This is a genomic window from Flavobacterium ponti, assembly GCF_042652765.1.
Taxonomy (GTDB): domain Bacteria; phylum Bacteroidota; class Bacteroidia; order Flavobacteriales; family Flavobacteriaceae; genus Flavobacterium; species Flavobacterium ponti.
In genome coordinates this window covers 339,489-356,458 of the sequence record NZ_JBHSGW010000004.1, presented here as the reverse complement: position 1 = coordinate 356,458, position 16,970 = coordinate 339,489, and the positions used below count along the sequence as shown (strand labels likewise).

At 30.0% G+C, this 16,970-nt stretch carries 15 protein-coding genes; 12 read left to right on the top strand and 3 right to left on the bottom strand.

Going from position 1 to position 16,970, the window contains the following annotated elements; all coding sequences use genetic code 11:
* Positions 1-223 precede the first annotated feature (223 nt).
* The 9 genes from ACFO3U_RS07045 (at position 224) to ACFO3U_RS07005 (ending at position 12,808) form a co-directional block, all read left to right on the top strand.
* Positions 224-2,446, top strand: coding sequence for a RelA/SpoT family protein (locus ACFO3U_RS07045; RefSeq protein ID WP_379739769.1), 2,223 nt, complete (start codon positions 224-226; stop codon positions 2,444-2,446).
* Positions 2,447-2,555: 109 nt separating this feature from the next.
* Positions 2,556-2,996 (top strand): Fur family transcriptional regulator, encoded by a 441-nt coding sequence (locus ACFO3U_RS07040; RefSeq protein WP_379739766.1) that lies wholly within the window; start codon positions 2,556-2,558, stop codon positions 2,994-2,996.
* 32 nt (positions 2,997-3,028) lie between these two features.
* Positions 3,029-4,300 (top strand): adenylosuccinate synthase, encoded by a 1,272-nt coding sequence (locus ACFO3U_RS07035; protein WP_379739763.1) that lies wholly within the window; start codon positions 3,029-3,031, stop codon positions 4,298-4,300.
* Positions 4,301-4,442: 142 nt separating this feature from the next.
* Positions 4,443-6,104 (top strand): OstA-like protein, encoded by a 1,662-nt coding sequence (locus ACFO3U_RS07030; RefSeq protein WP_379739760.1) that lies wholly within the window; start codon positions 4,443-4,445, stop codon positions 6,102-6,104.
* A 97-nt stretch (positions 6,105-6,201) separates the two neighbouring features.
* Positions 6,202-7,386 carry an aspartate aminotransferase family protein gene (locus tag ACFO3U_RS07025; RefSeq protein ID WP_379739757.1) on the top strand — a complete coding sequence of 395 codons (1,185 nt, stop codon included), beginning with the start codon at positions 6,202-6,204 and terminating at the stop codon, positions 7,384-7,386.
* 168 nt (positions 7,387-7,554) lie between these two features.
* Positions 7,555-8,952, top strand: coding sequence for a tetratricopeptide repeat protein (locus ACFO3U_RS07020; RefSeq protein ID WP_379739754.1), 1,398 nt, complete (start codon positions 7,555-7,557; stop codon positions 8,950-8,952).
* A 41-nt stretch (positions 8,953-8,993) separates the two neighbouring features.
* On the top strand, positions 8,994-9,962 hold the full coding sequence (locus ACFO3U_RS07015) for a DUF368 domain-containing protein (RefSeq protein ID WP_379739751.1): 969 nt from the start codon (positions 8,994-8,996) through the stop codon (positions 9,960-9,962).
* 10 nt (positions 9,963-9,972) lie between these two features.
* Positions 9,973-10,731, top strand: coding sequence for a shikimate dehydrogenase family protein (locus tag ACFO3U_RS07010; RefSeq protein WP_379739748.1), 759 nt, complete (start codon positions 9,973-9,975; stop codon positions 10,729-10,731).
* Between the two features lie 130 nt (positions 10,732-10,861).
* Complete coding sequence (locus tag ACFO3U_RS07005) at positions 10,862-12,808, top strand: DUF349 domain-containing protein (RefSeq protein ID WP_379739745.1); 1,947 nt, start codon at positions 10,862-10,864, stop codon at positions 12,806-12,808.
* A gap of 29 nt (positions 12,809-12,837) precedes the next feature.
* Here ACFO3U_RS07005 and ACFO3U_RS07000 read toward each other — a convergent pair whose 3' ends face one another.
* Both ACFO3U_RS07000 and mazG read right to left on the bottom strand, forming a co-directional pair.
* On the bottom strand, positions 12,838-13,131 hold the full coding sequence (locus ACFO3U_RS07000) for an antibiotic biosynthesis monooxygenase family protein (RefSeq protein WP_379739742.1): 294 nt from the start codon (positions 13,129-13,131) through the stop codon (positions 12,838-12,840).
* A 118-nt stretch (positions 13,132-13,249) separates the two neighbouring features.
* Positions 13,250-14,023, bottom strand: a complete 774-nt coding sequence (gene mazG / locus ACFO3U_RS06995) for a nucleoside triphosphate pyrophosphohydrolase (protein WP_379739739.1) — start codon at positions 14,021-14,023, stop codon at positions 13,250-13,252.
* 140 nt (positions 14,024-14,163) lie between these two features.
* On the opposite strand from mazG, the gene ACFO3U_RS06990 reads away from it, so the two are divergent.
* The 3 genes from ACFO3U_RS06990 (at position 14,164) to ACFO3U_RS06980 (ending at position 16,378) form a co-directional block, all read left to right on the top strand.
* The gene (locus ACFO3U_RS06990) at positions 14,164-14,643 is read left to right on the top strand and encodes a response regulator transcription factor (protein ID WP_379739736.1); all 480 of its coding nucleotides are present in this window, start codon (positions 14,164-14,166) and stop codon (positions 14,641-14,643) included.
* Positions 14,644-14,757: 114 nt separating this feature from the next.
* Positions 14,758-15,288: a DUF4199 domain-containing protein gene (locus tag ACFO3U_RS06985; protein ID WP_379739733.1), complete on the top strand. Its 531-nt coding sequence runs from the start codon at positions 14,758-14,760 to the stop codon at positions 15,286-15,288.
* 100 nt (positions 15,289-15,388) lie between these two features.
* The gene (locus ACFO3U_RS06980; protein WP_379739730.1) at positions 15,389-16,378 is read left to right on the top strand and encodes a glycosyltransferase family protein; all 990 of its coding nucleotides are present in this window, start codon (positions 15,389-15,391) and stop codon (positions 16,376-16,378) included.
* Positions 16,379-16,442: 64 nt separating this feature from the next.
* Here ACFO3U_RS06980 and ACFO3U_RS06975 read toward each other — a convergent pair whose 3' ends face one another.
* Positions 16,443-16,880: a DUF5606 family protein gene (locus ACFO3U_RS06975; RefSeq protein ID WP_379739727.1), complete on the bottom strand. Its 438-nt coding sequence runs from the start codon at positions 16,878-16,880 to the stop codon at positions 16,443-16,445.
* Positions 16,881-16,970: the final 90 nt, after the last annotated feature.

Below are 16,970 nucleotides of genomic sequence, written 5' to 3'. Positions count from 1 at the left end.
AATTATGTGAAATTCATTTATTTAATTGGTATAATAATGACTATTTTTACCCATTACTTTGATTTAGGTTATTGTCAGATTTGGTTTTTTGATTAAAAAATTAGCTGAAAAAAGAATATTTTGTCCCAATTAATTAAAACCCGAGATAGTACATCAAAAATCCCAAAAAAACATTTGTCCAATCCATAACTTTGTTATAACTTTAGGTATCTAATGCAAACCTATGATAGAAATTGATATTGAAGCTGAAAACAAAGCGATTGCCAAAGAATACAAAGAACTTTTACGCATTAGTTATCAAACACTTACAACCGATGATAAGAAATTAATTCGAAAAGCGTTTGATGTAGCCGTTGATGCCCACAAAGACCAAAGACGAAAGTCGGGAGAAGCTTATATCTTCCATCCTATTGCTGTGGCAAAAATTGTCGCTTCAGAAATTGGTCTTGGAGCTACTTCAATTGCTGCTGCTTTGATGCATGATGTCGTTGAAGACACAGAAATCACTGTTGATGACATTGAAAAAATGTTTAATCCAAAAATCGCTCAATTAGTCGAAGGATTAACCAAAATTGCTCAAGTTAAAACCGAACAAGAAGTTTCTCTACAAGCGGAAAATTTCCGTAAAATGCTATTAACTCTTAATGAAGATGTCCGAGTAATCTTAATCAAAATTGCCGATAGATTGCACAATATGCAAACTATGGAAAGCATGGTGGATTATAAACAAGCAAAAATTGCTTCGGAAACACTTTATATTTATGCACCGTTAGCTCATCGTTTAGGTTTGTACAATATCAAAACGCAATTAGAAGATTTAGGTTTAAAATATACGGAACCGGAAGTTTACAATGATATCGTAAGTAAAATAAAAGAAACTAAGGAAGAACAAGACGCTTATATAAAATCAATTTCAGATGTCTTAACCGAATCATTGAATAAAGAAGGAATTGAATTTTCTTTAAAAGGAAGACCCAAATCTATTTATTCGATTCGAAGAAAAATGAAAAATCAAGGGGTAACCTTTGATGAAGTGTATGACAAGTTTGCGCTTCGCATCATTTATAAATCAGATTTGCATGACGAGAAATTTTTAGCTTGGAAAATATATTCTATAGTAACTGATCATTATCGTCCAAGTCCAAGTCGTTTGCGTGATTGGATTTCATCCCCAAAATCAACTGGTTATGAAGCATTGCACATCACTGTAATGGGACCAAAAGGACGTTGGGTTGAAATTCAAGTGCGAAGTGAACGAATGGATGAAATTGCTGAAAAAGGATATGCTGCGCATCACAAATACAAAGGTGTTGGTACTGAAGAACATGGTTTGGAAATTTGGTTAAACCAATTAAAAGAAGCTATTGAAAACCAAACAACTAGTAATGCAGTTGATTTTGTAGAAGATTTTAAGCTGAATTTATATGCCAAAGAAATTTATGTTTTTACTCCAAAAGGTGATATAAAATCCTTACCCAAAGGAGCAACCTCACTCGATTTTGCTTTCAGTATTCACTCAGAAATTGGTTGTAAAACAAGAGGAACAAGAGTTAATGGTAAATTGGTTCCTTTAAACTATGTTTTAAACAGTGGTGATCAAGTTGAAATTATTACTTCTGAAAATCAAAAACCAACTTCACAATGGTTGGATTACGTAACTACTTCTCGTGCAAAGAACAAGATTAAAAATGTTTTAAATGAAAGCACCAAAAGAATTGCAGATGAAGGAAAAGAAATTCTTACCCGAAAACTTCGTCATCTTAAAATTACACTCAATGAAACAACCGTTAATGAATTAGTTACCTTTTTTAAACTACAAACTAGTTTAGATTTGTTTTATAAAGTCGGTTCAGGTTCTATTGAAAATCAAAAACTGAAAGAATATGCTGCTCAGAAAAGTAATACGTTAGTTAATTTCTTCAAGAAAACAATTACAAGAGCTCCAAGCGCAAAACCTGAGCAAATTAAAAAAAATGAGCTGAACAAAAAATACGACATGCTTGTTTTTGGAGCAGCTCAAGACAAGTTAGAATACAAACTTTCTACTTGTTGTAATCCTATTCCTGGAGATGATGTTTTTGGATTTGTTACTATTAGTGAAGGAATCAAGGTACATAGAAAAGATTGTCCAAATGCAATCAGCATGCAATCTAACTACGCTTATCGAATTTTGCAAGCCAAATGGATTGATTCAAGCCAAGAGGAATTTAGAGCAACATTAAACATAACAGGAATGGATACTTTAGGATTAACAAATGAGTTGACTAAAGTAATTTCAAACCAAATGCACGTTAATATTCAAAACATATCTTTGAGCAGTGATGCTGGAATTTTCAATGGAAAAATTACGGTTGTAGTTGCCAACAACACCATCTTGAAAAAACTAATTGAAAACATCAAAAAAGTAGATGGAATAGATAAAATTACAAGGATTTATAAAAATTAAAATTTTCAATAAACTTAATTTTTGTTAATAAATTTGGAAAACCTATTTCATACAGAAAACAAAATCAAAAAAATAAAAGTATCTTTGCCATTATTTGATGGTTAACCCTATGGAAAACAACACAAATCAAGAAGTAGTAAAAAATGTTTTTACAAAGTATTTAGAAGAAAAAGCTCACCGCAAAACTCCTGAACGCTACGCTATACTTCAAGAAATATATGAATCAACTGAACATTTTGATATCGAATCTTTGTACATCAAAATGAAAAATAAAAACTATCGTGTCAGTAGAGCAACACTTTACAACACTATAGAATTATTGTTAGAATGTGGATTGGTTCGTCGTCATCAATTTGGCCAAAATCAAGCACATTACGAAAAATCATACTTCGATAAACAACACGATCACATTATCATGACAGATTCTGGTGAAGTTATCGAATTTTGTGATCCAAGAATTCAACAAATCAAACAAACCATGGAAGAAATTTTTGGTATTGAAATCAATACACATTCTCTTTACTTCTATGCAACTAAAAAAGAAAATTAACTACAATACAACTTACAACAAATATTTACAAAATGACCGTAGATTTATTACTAGGATTACAATGGGGTGACGAAGGAAAAGGAAAAATCGTTGATGTTCTTACTTCAAAATATGATATTATCGCTCGTTTTCAAGGTGGACCAAATGCTGGACACACTTTAGAATTTGACGGAATTAAACATGTTTTAAGAACTATTCCTTCTGGTATTTTTCATAAAAACGCTAAAAACATCATCGGAAACGGTGTTGTAATTGATCCTGTTGTCTTTCATAAAGAAATTGAAGGTTTAGAAAAATTCGATATGGATGTAACTTCTAAGTTATTCATCTCTAGAAAAGCTCACCTTATATTACCAACTCACAGATTACTTGATGCTGCTTCTGAAGCTTCAAAAGGTAAAGCAAAAATTGGTTCTACTTTAAAAGGAATTGGACCAACTTATATGGACAAAACAGGTAGAAATGGACTTCGTGTGGGTGATATTGAATTAGAAGATTTCAAATTGCGTTATAGAGCTTTAGCTGACAAACATGAGTCAATGATTGCTTTTTATGATGTAGATTTACAATACAACCTTCAAGAAATGGAAGATGAATTTTTTGCATCTATTGAAGAATTAAAAAAATTAACTTTTATTGATTCTGAAGAATATTTAAACAAATCATTAAAAGAAGGAAAATCAATCTTAGCTGAAGGTGCTCAAGGTTCATTATTAGATGTTGATTTTGGAACATATCCATTTGTAACGTCTTCTAATACAACTGCTGCTGGTGCTTGTACAGGTTTAGGAATCGCTCCAAATAAAGTAAAAGAAGTTTTCGGAATTTTCAAAGCATACACAACTCGTGTTGGAAGTGGACCATTTCCAACTGAATTATTTGACGAAGTTGGTGCTTCTATGGCAAAAATCGGTAACGAATTTGGTTCTGTAACAGGAAGAGCAAGAAGATGTGGTTGGTTGGACTTAGTTGCTTTAAAATATGCTGTTCAAGTAAATGGTGTAACTGAACTTTACATGATGAAAGGTGATGTTTTATCTGGATTTGATACATTGAAAGTTTGTACAGCCTACACTTACAAAGGAGAAAACATCAGTCATTTACCTTACAATATTGAACCAGAAAATGTAGAACCAGTTTACACTGAAATGAAAGGTTGGCAAGCTGATTTAACAAAAATGACAACGTATGATGAATTACCAAAAGAATTAAAAGATTATATCGAATTCATTGAAAAAGAAGTTGAAGTACCAATTAAAGTTATCTCAGTTGGACCAGACAGAAAACAAACAATTACAAAGTAAGAAGAAATTCAAATAAATTAAAACCGTAGTTTTCAGTAAAAAAGCTGATTCTACGGTTTTTTCATACATATACTTATAAAACTTTCTTAATTGAAATCAGCTTATGTACTTTTTAATTAAATTTGACGCAAAATAAATAGCATTGAAAAATTTAAAATACCTATTTTTTATTATAATTCTTTCTAATTTTTCTCTTTTTGCACAAGATGAAAACAAGAAATCAAGTAAAATTGTAATTGAACATTCTGACTTCATTGATAAAAATCAAAATGAAATTCCAGGAGCAATTGTCTTTACAGGAAATGTTCGAGTGCTTCACAATGGTGTAAAAATTAGTTGCAACAAAGCCTATCATTTTACAGATGAAAATTATGTAAAAGCTTTTGGAAATGTTCAAATGGTTCAAGGTGATACTATTTTTATGAACAGTCGTTATGCAGAATATAATGGAGATAAAGAGTTTGCCTATGCAACTGGAAATGTAAACATGCGTTCTCCAGATTCAAACTTAGTGACAGACACTATTTTCTTCGATAGAAAAGCACAACAAGCTTTCTACAACAGCTTTGGAACTATAACAAACAAAGACAATACTTTAAAAAGTAAATCTGGCAGATATTATTTAAATGAGAAAAAATATTCATTCAAAACTGCTGTAACAGTTGTAAATCCCAGAAGCACCATAAAAACCAATCATTTGGATTATTATGATAATTCAGGTCATGCTTATGTTTTTGGACCATCAACAATCACAAGTAAAACCGATTATATTTATACAGAAAATGGTTTTTATGACACAACAAATGATATTGGAAAACTAAAGAAAAATTCTCATATTCTTTATAATAGTCGAAGAATTGAAGGTAATGATATCTTTTATGACCGAAAGAAAAATTTCTCTAAATTAATCAACAATGTAAAAATTACAGACACTGTAAATAATCTAGTAGCAAAAGGACATTACGCAGAAGTTTACAGAAACACTACAACCAAGAATGACTCAATGTTTATTACTAAAAAAGCATTAGTCATCACCAAAACCGAAAATGATTCTATGTACATGCACGGAAAAAAAATCTTGGTAACTGGTCCACCAGAAGATCGAATTATAAGAGCTTACAATAACGTTAGATTCTATAATTTAGATATGAGTGGAAAATGCGATTCTTTACATTCAAGTAATAAAAATGCCTTATCAAAATTAATAGGAAGACCTGTTTTATGGAGCAACAAAAGTCAAATGACTGGAGACGTGATGCATATTATTGGAAATAACAAAACTGAAAAAGTAGATTCTTTGAAAGTATTGAACAATGCATTTTTAATTCAAAAAGACACCTTAAGCGAAAATGGTTACAGCCAAGTTAAAGGTCAAAATTTATATGGAAAATTTAGAGACAATAAGCTTTATGAAGTAGACATCGTAAAAAACTGTGAAGGTATTTTCTACTTACGTAATGAAGAAGATGGTGAACTAATTGGAATTGACAAAAAAGTTTGTAGTACTATAAATTTAAAACTAGAAGATAATACTATTCAAGACATGACATTTTTTACTAGTACTGAAAGTTTTTTATATCCAGAATCAGAATTCCCTGAAAATGCAAGAAGACTTAGAGGTTTTGTTTGGAGAGGTGATGAAGAAATAAAATCCAAAGACGATATTTTTCCGCAAGAAGAACTCGATTTAGATGAAAAAATTCAAAAAGAAACGAATGCCAAAGAATTATTAGAAGATGTACCAATGGAAGTTCTTAAGGAAACATTGGACTACGATAAAAACAATCCTAAAAAGAAAGAGTAATTAGTATTTAATTAGCAGATTGCAGAAAGCAGTCTTAAAGCTTTTAACGTATTTAAACTATTACCTATAACCTATTACCCATTACCTATTATAAAAAATGTTATCCGATTTTTTCAAATACCAAGCACAAACCACTCCTCACCCATTAGCCATGGAAATTTCTCATGCTAAAGGCTCTTATATATATGATACAAAAGGAAATAAATTTCTTGATTTTGTAGCTGGAGTTTCTGCTTGTACTTTAGGTCATCAAAACAAAAGAGTGAATGATGCTATAAAAAATCAATTGGACAAATATTCACATGTTATGGTTTATGGAGAATACGCACAATCACCTGCAACAGAATTATGTAAACTTTTAGCCAAAAATCTTCCTTATCCATTAACAAAAACCTATTTAGTAAATTCTGGAACAGAAGCTATTGAAGGTGCTTTAAAGTTAGCTCGTAGAGTCACAGGAAGAAGTCAATTAATTTCCTGTCACAATGCTTATCATGGAAATACTATGGGAAGTATGAGTGTGATGGGTTTTGAAGAACGCAAACAAATCTTCAGACCTTTAATTCCAGATGTGGATTTTATTACTTTTAATAATGAAGCTGATTTAGAAAAAATTACCACAAAAACAGCTGGAATTTTATTGGAAACCATTCAAGGTGGAGCAGGATTTATTAAACCTGAAAACGATTTTCTTAAAAAAGTTCGTCAACGTTGTGATGAAGTTGGTGCTGTTATGATTTTAGATGAAATCCAACCAGGTTTCGGTCGAACAGGAAAATTATTTGGTTTCCAAAATTATGATATCATTCCAGATGTTGTAGTTATGGGAAAAGGAATGGGAAGTGGAATGCCTGTTGGTGCTTTCACTGCTTCCGAAAAAATGATGGATTTATTAAGCGATAATCCAAAACTAGGACATATCACAACTTTTGGAGGTCATCCAGTAATTGCAGCAGCTTGTTTAGCAACTCTACAAGAATTAACCGAAACTAATTTGATACAACAAACATTAGAAAAAGAAAATCTATTCAGAAAATTATTAGTTCATCCTTTAATAACTGAAGTTCGAGGAAAAGGCTTAATGTTAGCTGCCATGACAAAAAGTCCTGAAATAACCAACAAAGTCATTCTTCGCTGCCAAGAAAAAGGATTAATTTTATTTTGGCTACTCTTTGAAGGCTCTGCTATTCGTATAACTCCACCACTTACCATTTCAAATGAAGAAATAGAAGAAGGTTGTGGCATTATTCTTGAAGTTCTTAATGAAATTGACGCTGAATAAAAGAGATTTATTGGAAATCAGAAAATATCAAAACCTTTACTTCCTAACTTTTAGCGGTTTATCTATTCAAATTGTTAATTAAATTGTTTAAAACAATACAAGCTTCAAATTAGATTAGCTTATAATTTAGTTAATTTTAGATAGGATAAATTTTCAAAACCAAAAGCTATGAATTTGAGTCACGAAGAAGAAAACAACCAAGGCTTATCCTTATCCAAATTTGAGTCAATGCTTAAAACTAACAAAGTTTTATTTTTTGATTCTGAAGAGTTTGAAGATATCATACTTCATTACATGGATACAGGAAGGTTAAATCTTGCCAAAAAAGCACTTAAACTTGCTTTAGAACAACACCCAAAATCTACTGGTTTAAAATTAGTTCAAGTAGAACTTCTTATTTTTGATGATAAAATTGATTTAGCAGACAAACTGTTGAATGAATTATACGCAATTGAACCTACTAACGAAGAAATTTATATCCAAAAAGCGAATATTTTTTCTAAAAAAGATGAACACGAAAAAGCGATTGAGTCATTAAAAACAGCACTTCAATATACTGATGATTTTGCAGATGTCTATTCTATGATTGGAATGGAATATCTTTTTATGGATAATTTAGAATTAGCCAAAGAAAATTTCATCAAATGTTTAAATGAAGATACAGAAGATTATTCTTCACTATATAATGTTGTTTACTGTTTTGACTTTTTAGATCAAAATGCTGAAGCTGTTACCTATTTAGATAGTTTCATCAACAAAAATCCATATAGCGAAGTAGCTTGGCACCAATTAGGTCGTCAACATTATGCATTAAAAAACTATGAAAAAGCAGTTTGGGCATTTGATTATGCAACACTGATTGACGAAACTTTTTTAGGAGCTTATCTTGAAAAAGCAAAAGCTTTAGAAAAATTAAGAAAATACCAAGAAGCTATTGACTGTTATACAATCACAATGGAATTAGACGATGTTACTTCGTTTGTTTTATTGCGTGTAGCAAAATGTTATGAAAAATTAGGCAACAACAAAGAAGCCTTAAAATATTATTCAAAAACAGTTCATGAAGATCCATTATTGGACAAAGCATGGATTGCCATTACAGATTTTTACGTAAGACAACTTGACTTTAAAAAAGCATTGTATTATGTAAATAAAGCTATCGGAATTGAAGGTGATAATAAATTATATTGGAAACGTTTCGCTTCAATCAATAGAGCTTTAAAACTATATGAAGAAGCTGAATATGGTTACAGAAGAGCTTTTGAATTAGGTGACACTGATTTAGATACCTATATTTATTGGGCTGATGCACTACAATATGTTGGTGATTATGAAATTGCTGTTGAAGCATTATTACAAGGTGTTGAAAATCATCCTGACAATTATGAGATTGAATACCGTTTGGCTGGTTTATATTACATCTTAAATCAGACTAAGAAAGGGAAATTTCATTTAGTAAATGCTTTACAAAGCAACTACAAGAATCACAGTATTTTAGAAAATCATTTTCCTGCAATTTGGGATAAAAAATCAATTCAAAATCAAATTATTAAATTTAGAAACTAGTTTAAAATTTTGATTTAGGCTTTTTTCAAGTATTCCATTTCATGAGAAAAATTTTTCCAGATTACTTCTTAATCACCTTAAAAGGAATTGCCATGGGTGCAGCTGATGTTGTGCCAGGAGTTTCTGGTGGTACAATTGCATTCATTTCTGGTATTTATCAAGAGTTAATTGATAGTATCAATAATATTGATATATCACTTCTAAAAACCTTGAAAAAAGAAGGTTTAAAAGTAGCTTGGAAACAAGCTAATGCTTCTTTTTTACTTTCTTTAGTTATTGGAATAGCAATAAGTGTACTAACTTTTTCCAAAATAATAACTCATTTATTAGCTACTAAACCCATTATGGTTTGGTCCTTTTTTTTCGGATTAATTATTGCAAGTATTTTACTCATTTGGAAACAAATTACAAATTGGAAAACTATTTCAATTGTTGCGTTAATTTTAGGAATAATTCTAACATATTACATTACAATTGCACGACCAGTAAGTAGTCCTGAAAGTTATCCTTATCTTTTTCTTTCTGGATTTATTGCCATAATTGCCATGATATTACCTGGAATTTCAGGTGCATTTATCTTATTGTTAATGGGTTCTTATGAAACAGTAATTGGAACAATAAATCAATTTAGAGAAGGAATTACCCAAATGAATGTGGAAATGCTATCAACAGCTTTAATGAAATTGGGAGTTTTTGCAATTGGAGCAATTATTGGTTTAAAGGCTTTTTCAAAAATTTTACATTGGATGTTTGATCACCATAAAAACACTACATTAGCTTTGTTAGTAGGTTTTATGATTGGTTCATTGAATAAAGTTTGGCCTTGGAAAGAAGTTTTAGAAACTCGCATAAACAGTCATGGTGAAACAGTTCCTTTTATTGAAAAAAGTATTTTACCACAAGATTTTAATGGTGATGCTCAGGTAATTACATCAATAATTTTAGCTATATTTGGCTTTCTTGTAATCTACGGAATGGAAAAAATTGCAGCTCGTTTGGGTAAAAATTAATACTTTAAACATGAAGAAGAAAGTAAAAAAACAAAAAAAATATGGTTTAGTCGGAAAAAATATAAGCTATTCTTTTTCAAAAAAACACTTTACTAACAAATTTCAAACATTACATTATGACAATTGCGAATATTTGAATTTTGATATTCCTTCTATAAAACATTTTCCAAAAATATTCTCAGAAACTAAAGGAATTAAAGGGTTAAATGTAACCATTCCTTACAAAGAAGAAATAATTCCTTATTTAGATTCTTTATCCAAGAATGCCAAAAAAATTGGTTCTGTAAACACAATTGTGGTTTCTAAAAAAAAGAAATTAAAAGGTTATAATACAGATTTTTATGGTTTTAAAAAGTCACTAAAACCACTTTTAAAATCAAATCATACAAAAGCTTTAATTTTAGGAACTGGTGGAGCAAGTAAAGGAGTTGCATTTGCCTTAAAAAAATTAAATATTGAATATGATTTTGTATCAAGAAATCCTGATGAATTTCAAATTTCATATGATGAAATTGATGCAGCCATTTTTGAAGAATATACTATAATCATCAACACAACACCTGTTGGAACTTTTCCAGATGTTGATGTTTGTCCAAACCTTGATTATAACTTATTTACAAAAAAACACATTGCTTATGATTTGGTCTATAATCCTGAGGAAACAATGTTTTTAAAGAAAGCTAAAGAACAAGGAGCAACTACAAAAAATGGCTATGAAATGCTGCTTTTTCAAGCTGAAAAATCGTGGGAAATTTGGCATAAAAAGTAATTTTATTGTATTTTCTTAATTTCAAATTCAAAAAATCGTTACTGCTTAATCTTCAATCTTTAGGATTTTCTTTTGAAATTTCCCTATGAGTTAGTATCTTCGACGCATAATAGTAACTTATACATGAATCATGTTAGAAGAAAAGAATGATAACCTGCAAGAAGCAGACGGACAAAATGCACCAGAAACAACAAATGAGATTGTTGAAAATCAAAACATTACAACAGAAGAAACTCCAGAAGTTGAACAAACAACTGAATCTAAAACAGCTTCTTCAAACCATGTAATGGATGAAATTGACAATTCAAATGCAGAAGAAAGCGAGGATGACTCTATAAAAGACAGACATGAAATCCCTTTATTGGATTATGATGCTATGTCGATGGAAGCACTTACTGAAGAATTAGACAAATTAGTTTCTAATGAAAAAGTAATGGCAATTAAAGACCATGTAGAAGAAATCAGAAAAGCGTTTATGTCACATTTTCATGATGTTTTAGAAGAAAAACGTGAAGAATACAGTGAACAAAATGAAGGAAGTACAGATGGTTTTGAATACCATTCTCCAATAAAAAATAAATTTGATGCTATTTTTGATGACTATCGTTCCAAAAAATCAAAACACTACAACCAATTACAAAGTAACTTAAAAAATAATTTTGAAGTTAGAAATAACATCATCGAAGATCTAAAAAACCTTATAGATTCTACAGATGAAAGTATTGGTGATATGTTCAAAAAAATGAACGAAATAAGAGAACGTTGGAACAATGCTGGTTCAATCCCAAGAGATAAATACAACATTCTTTGGAACAATTATCATTTTCATGTAGAGCGTTTTTATGATTTAATTCATTTAGATAAGGAAGCTAGAGATCAAGATTTTAAAAATAATTTAGAACAAAAACAACAACTGATTGTTCGTGCTAAAGATTTATTAGCTGAACCAGACGTAATGAAAGCTTTTAGAGAATTGCAGTTATTACACAGAGTTTGGAAAGAGGAAGTTGGACCAGTAGACAGAGAACACAGAGAAGCTGTTTGGAATGAATTTAGTGAAATCACTAAACAAATGCACGATAAACGTGAAGCTTTAAATGCAAATGCTCGTGAACGTGAAATGGAACATTACAAAGCTAAGCAAGAAATTATAGCTCAAATTAATGCCTTAGGTACTGAAGAAGTTTCTGGTCATAAAGGTTGGCAAAACCAAATGAAAAAAATGGAAGCTTTACGCGAAACTTTTTTCAAAGCTGGAAAAGTACCTGCTGAATTAAATGAAGAAACTTGGGCAAAATTTAAAACTGCTGTTCGTGATTTCAATAAAAACAAAAATGCTTTTTATAAAGAAATCAAGCACGACCAACAAGACAATTTGAATAAAAAAATGGCTTTGGTTGAAAAAGCAAAATCACTAAAAGATAGTGAAGACTTTAAAGCTACAACTCCAATAATGAAGCAAATTCAAGAGGAATGGAAAAAAATTGGACATGTACCAAGAAAACATTCTGATTCAATTTGGAAAGAATTCAAATCTGCTTGTAATGAATATTTTGATAGATTACACAAAGTTCAAAATGAAGAAAACAAAGAAGAAATTGAAGCTTATGAAAATAAGAAAAACTTCTTAGAAGAAATAAAATCATTTGAATTAACTGGAGAGCACAAAAAAGATTTAGATGCTATAAAAGCCAACATTGAAAAATGGAAATCTTTTGGGAGAGTTCCTTTTAACAAAAGGCACATTGAAGGAAAATTCAATAAAGTCTTAGATGCATTATTCGAAAAATTAAGCTTGTCTAAAAAAGATACTGAATTGATGAAATTTGATAATCGTTTAGAACATCTAGCTGAGAACAATGATGACAGAGCTTTAGAAAAAGAAGCTTTCTTCTTGCGGAAGAAAATTGATGAAGTTCAAGGTGAAATTTTCCAATTAGAAAACAACATTCAATTCATCACTTCAAGTTCAAAAGGTGAAAATCCATTTATAAAAGAAGTGCATAAAAGTATCGACAGACACAAAGAAGATTTAAAGCTTTGGAAAGAAAAACTATCCAGACTTAGAGATATGTAAAGTTAAAATCCCGATTCATTCGGGATTTTTTATTTTTTAAAACTATATTCTCTTTCCACTAAACAAATTCGGGTTGTATAAGATTTATACCAATCACTTCTTCCCTTTTCTTGAGCTACAAGATGTTCTAAATTTTGTTTCCATTTTTTTATGGATTCCAAATCTTTCCAATACGAAACCGTAATTCCTATTTCACTTCTTGCTGATTCAACACCCAGAAAACCTTCCTGCTTCTTGGCTAATTCTTCCATCAAAACAGCCATTTCAGCATAACCTTCTTCTATTGCTGTTCGTTCTGAAGTGAAAATTACTGCGTAATACATTTTTTCTATTTGTTAAACTGCTTAATTGTTAAATTGTTGAACTGCAAACTACTTTCTATCAACTTATCCCTTATCTCTTTTCCCTAATTTCTCTAATTTACCTTTAATAAACTCTACACTACAACCTCTTTGCTTCTTCCCAAAAAACATCCATTTCAGCTAAAGACATATCCGATAAATTTTTACCCAATTCACCTGCTTTACTTTCCAAATACATAAAACGTTTCATGAATTTCTTATTCGTACGTTCTAAAGCGTCTTCTGGATTAATTTTTAGAAATCTAGCATAATTGATCATCGAGAACAAAACATCTCCAAATTCTGCTTCCATTTTGTCTTGATTGTCAACTTTGACTTCTTCTTGCAACTCATTAAGTTCTTCTTGCACTTTATCCCAAACTTGATGGCTTTCTTCCCAATCAAATCCAACACCTTTTACTTTATCTTGAATACGACTGGCTTTTACCAAAGCTGGTAAACTTTTAGGAACTCCTTCTAAAACTGATTTTCTACCTTCTTTTAGTTTTAATTTTTCCCAATTGCGTTTGACATCTTCTTCATCTTCCACAACTACATCACCATAAATATGTGGATGTCTTTCAATCAACTTATCACAAATAGAATTGGCTACATCTCCTATATCAAAGTCTTTTGTTTCGCTTCCTATTTTAGCATAAAAAACAATGTGCAACAACAAATCACCCAACTCTTTTTTAATTTCTTGCATGTCATTATCCAAAATGGCATCACCCAATTCATAGGTTTCTTCAATGGTTAAATGACGAAGACTTTCTAAAGTTTGCTTTTTATCCCAAGGACATTTTTCACGCAAATCATCCATGATATCTAATAATCGGCCGAAAGCTTGTAATTGGTTTTCTCTGTTATTCATTTTCTTGTTGATTTTTTGCTCTTGAAATTGTCCTTGAACTTGATATTGTAAAATTATGGAAATATTTTTAGAAGCGAGTTAGATTTAAATTTTAAAACTAAACTCTAATTTTTATTTTAAGAATTTATTATATTTGATATATGACCTATTACAAAAATTTTCTATTAAAAAATAAAGCAGCCATATTTTATGGTATTAGTTTAGCTTTTTTACTATTTCTTCTCAAATGGTTAGAACTTCGTTTTATAATTATCGATCACTCTTTTGAAATTTATATTGGTTCAATTGCTTTAATTTTTACTGTATTAGGTATTTGGCTTGCTTTAAAACTGTCAAAACCAAAAGTTGAAACTTTAGTAGTTGAAAAAGAAATTTACATTAAGAATGATGAAATATTTATTCTAAATAACACCATTATTAATGAACTTGAGATTAGTAAGCGAGAATTAGAAATATTGGGTTTATTAGCACAAGGTTATAGCAATCAAGAAATTGCTGAAAAAATTTTTGTTTCATTAAGTACAGTAAAAACACATAATCAAAATCTTTTTACTAAGCTAAATGTAAAAAGAAGGATACAAGCAGTTGAAAAGGCAAAAAAATTACAACTCGTTCCCTAAAACAAATCATACTTAAGTACTAATTAAATGTAAAATTAAAAAAATAGCCGAAAGTATGAGTGGAATTTTCACTTACTTTTTCATATTTGTACAAATTAAAAAAAATAAAAAACTATGGGTACAAAAAATGTTTTAATCTACGGAATTATCGCTGGAATTATAGTTTCTTCTTTAATGCTTTTAAGTGTTAATTACATGAGTCACTGTGAAGGAAACGTTGATTTTGAAACTAGTATGCTTATTGGGTATGCTTCTATGCTTATTGCTTTTTCACTTGTTTTTGTTGGCATAAAAAATTACAGAGACAAGTATAATGGTGGAATCATAAGTTTCGGAAAAGCTTTTAAAATTGGTATTATGATTGTTCTTATTGCTTCGACTATATATGTTGTAGCTTGGCTTATTGATTATTTTTTCTTTATTCCTGATTTTATTGAAAAATATTCAACTCATATGCTTGAAGAATTAAAAGCAAGTGGAGCAACACAAATAGAAATTGATAAACAAGTAGAAGAAATGGCAAGTTTTGCAAAAATGTATCAAAATCCTTTCTTTAATGCTATGATGACTTATATGGAAATTTTACCTGTTGGATTAGTTGTTACACTTATTAGTTCTCTAATTTTAAAAAGAAAAGCTAAATAAAAATACTACTTATAGAGTTTCTTTATATTAATAATCAAATAACACTTAAAATACATTAACACAACATAATGAATCTATTTTTGTTGTGTTAAATGTATGTATGAAAATATTTTATGCCATTCAGGCAACCGGAAATGGTCACATCAGTAGAGCCATGCAAATTTATCCCTATTTGCAAAAATTTGGAACTGTAGATTTTTTCTTAAGTGGAAACAATTCTAGTCTTCAAACCGATTTACCCGTAAAATATAAAAGTAAAGGTTGTAGTTTATATTACAGCAAATGTGGTGGATTAGATTATTGGGATATAGTAAAAAACATCAAACCCAATCAGATTTATAAAGACGCTAAATCATTACCTTTAAAAAATTATGATGTGATTATCAATGATTTTGATTCTATCACAGCTTTAGCTTGTAAGTTGCAAAAAGTACATTCGGTTCAATTTGGACATCAAGCGAGTTTTGTTTCTTCAAATACTCCAAGACCAGAAAAAAGAAGTCTAATGGGTGAATTTATTTTCAAAAATTATGCTCCAGCTCCTAAAAATATTGGATTGCATTTTGATCAATATGATTCTTTTATTCATCCTCCAATTATAAAAGATGAAATTGTAAATGCTGTTCCAAAAAACCTAAAACATATCACAGTTTACTTACCTTCATTTGATAAAGATTGTTTAGAAAAAGCTTTTAAATCGGTTGTTGATGTTGAATTTCATTGGTTTTTAGATACTGTAAAACAAATACATACTATTGGAAACATTACTTATTTTCCGGTTGGACAAAAACAATTCAACAATAGCTTAATCAATTGCGAAGGAATTATTACTGGTGGTGGATTTGAAACTCCAGCTGAAGCTTTGTTTTTAGGCAAAAAAGTGCTTTCTATTCCAATAAAAGAACATTACGAACAAGAATGTAATGCTGCTGCTTTAAAACAATTAGGTGTTCCAACGCTTAAAGATGTTGGAGATGATTTTGGTCAAATCATTGAAAATTGGCTGAATACTCAAATTATTTATCCTAAAATGCAAGCCAACAACATTCCAGATACTTTACAATATTTATTTGACACTTATAATCATTAAATAACATCATAAAAAAAGTCCAAACGTTCATTTGGACTTTTTTATATATTTATTCAAGTAAAACTTATTCTGAAGCTTCTTCTTGTTTTTCTGTTTCTGGCTCTTTTTCTGTTAAAGCTTCAATTGTTACTAAACCTTTTGGTTGTAATAAGTTGTACCAATTCAATACTTTTTTGATATCAGAAGTATAAACTCTATCTTCATCAAACTCTGGTAACACTTCTCTGAAATAAGCTTTTAATTTAGCATCATCTTCCTTGTGAGAAATAGCTGGTCCTTCGTTTTCTTTTTCAGCAATTGCTTTTAAAACTTCTGCTAAACGAACTTCTTCGTTGTATGTATAAACAGCAATTTCTGAAAGTAAACTTACGTTTGCTCTTAAACCTACTGTGATTTTTTTTCCGTCTAATAACGATTCAGCAACGAATCCTGTTCTTGTTTGAACTTTTAATTCATATAAACCTGGCTTTCCAGAAATAGCTAATATTTTTTGTAAACTCATTCTTTTTTATAATTAATGGGTGGCAAATATATATTTTAAAGTCGAAAGTTCAAAGTTGAAAGTGTAAAGTTTAACTTTTTTTACTGAACA

What these genes read in the sequence shown, in the direction of transcription:
- ACFO3U_RS06990 (WP_379739736.1), top strand. Translation starts at nt 14,164, where the DNA reads ATGACCTATTACAAAAATTTTCTATTAAAAAATAAAGCAGCCATATTT.
- ACFO3U_RS07020 (WP_379739754.1), top strand. Translation starts at nt 7,555, where the DNA reads ATGAATTTGAGTCACGAAGAAGAAAACAACCAAGGCTTATCCTTATCC.
- ACFO3U_RS07005 (WP_379739745.1), top strand. Translation starts at nt 10,862, where the DNA reads ATGTTAGAAGAAAAGAATGATAACCTGCAAGAAGCAGACGGACAAAAT.
- ACFO3U_RS06980 (WP_379739730.1), top strand. Translation starts at nt 15,389, where the DNA reads ATGAAAATATTTTATGCCATTCAGGCAACCGGAAATGGTCACATCAGT.
- ACFO3U_RS07000 (WP_379739742.1), bottom strand. Translation starts at nt 13,131, where the DNA reads ATGTATTACGCAGTAATTTTCACTTCAGAACGAACAGCAATAGAAGAA.
- ACFO3U_RS07040 (WP_379739766.1), top strand. Translation starts at nt 2,556, where the DNA reads ATGGAAAACAACACAAATCAAGAAGTAGTAAAAAATGTTTTTACAAAG.
- ACFO3U_RS07045 (WP_379739769.1), top strand. Translation starts at nt 224, where the DNA reads ATGATAGAAATTGATATTGAAGCTGAAAACAAAGCGATTGCCAAAGAA.
- ACFO3U_RS07035 (WP_379739763.1), top strand. Translation starts at nt 3,029, where the DNA reads ATGACCGTAGATTTATTACTAGGATTACAATGGGGTGACGAAGGAAAA.
- ACFO3U_RS07010 (WP_379739748.1), top strand. Translation starts at nt 9,973, where the DNA reads ATGAAGAAGAAAGTAAAAAAACAAAAAAAATATGGTTTAGTCGGAAAA.
- ACFO3U_RS06985 (WP_379739733.1), top strand. Translation starts at nt 14,758, where the DNA reads ATGGGTACAAAAAATGTTTTAATCTACGGAATTATCGCTGGAATTATA.
- mazG (WP_379739739.1), bottom strand. Translation starts at nt 14,023, where the DNA reads ATGAATAACAGAGAAAACCAATTACAAGCTTTCGGCCGATTATTAGAT.
- ACFO3U_RS07015 (WP_379739751.1), top strand. Translation starts at nt 8,994, where the DNA reads ATGAGAAAAATTTTTCCAGATTACTTCTTAATCACCTTAAAAGGAATT.
- ACFO3U_RS07025 (WP_379739757.1), top strand. Translation starts at nt 6,202, where the DNA reads ATGTTATCCGATTTTTTCAAATACCAAGCACAAACCACTCCTCACCCA.
- ACFO3U_RS06975 (WP_379739727.1), bottom strand. Translation starts at nt 16,880, where the DNA reads ATGAGTTTACAAAAAATATTAGCTATTTCTGGAAAGCCAGGTTTATAT.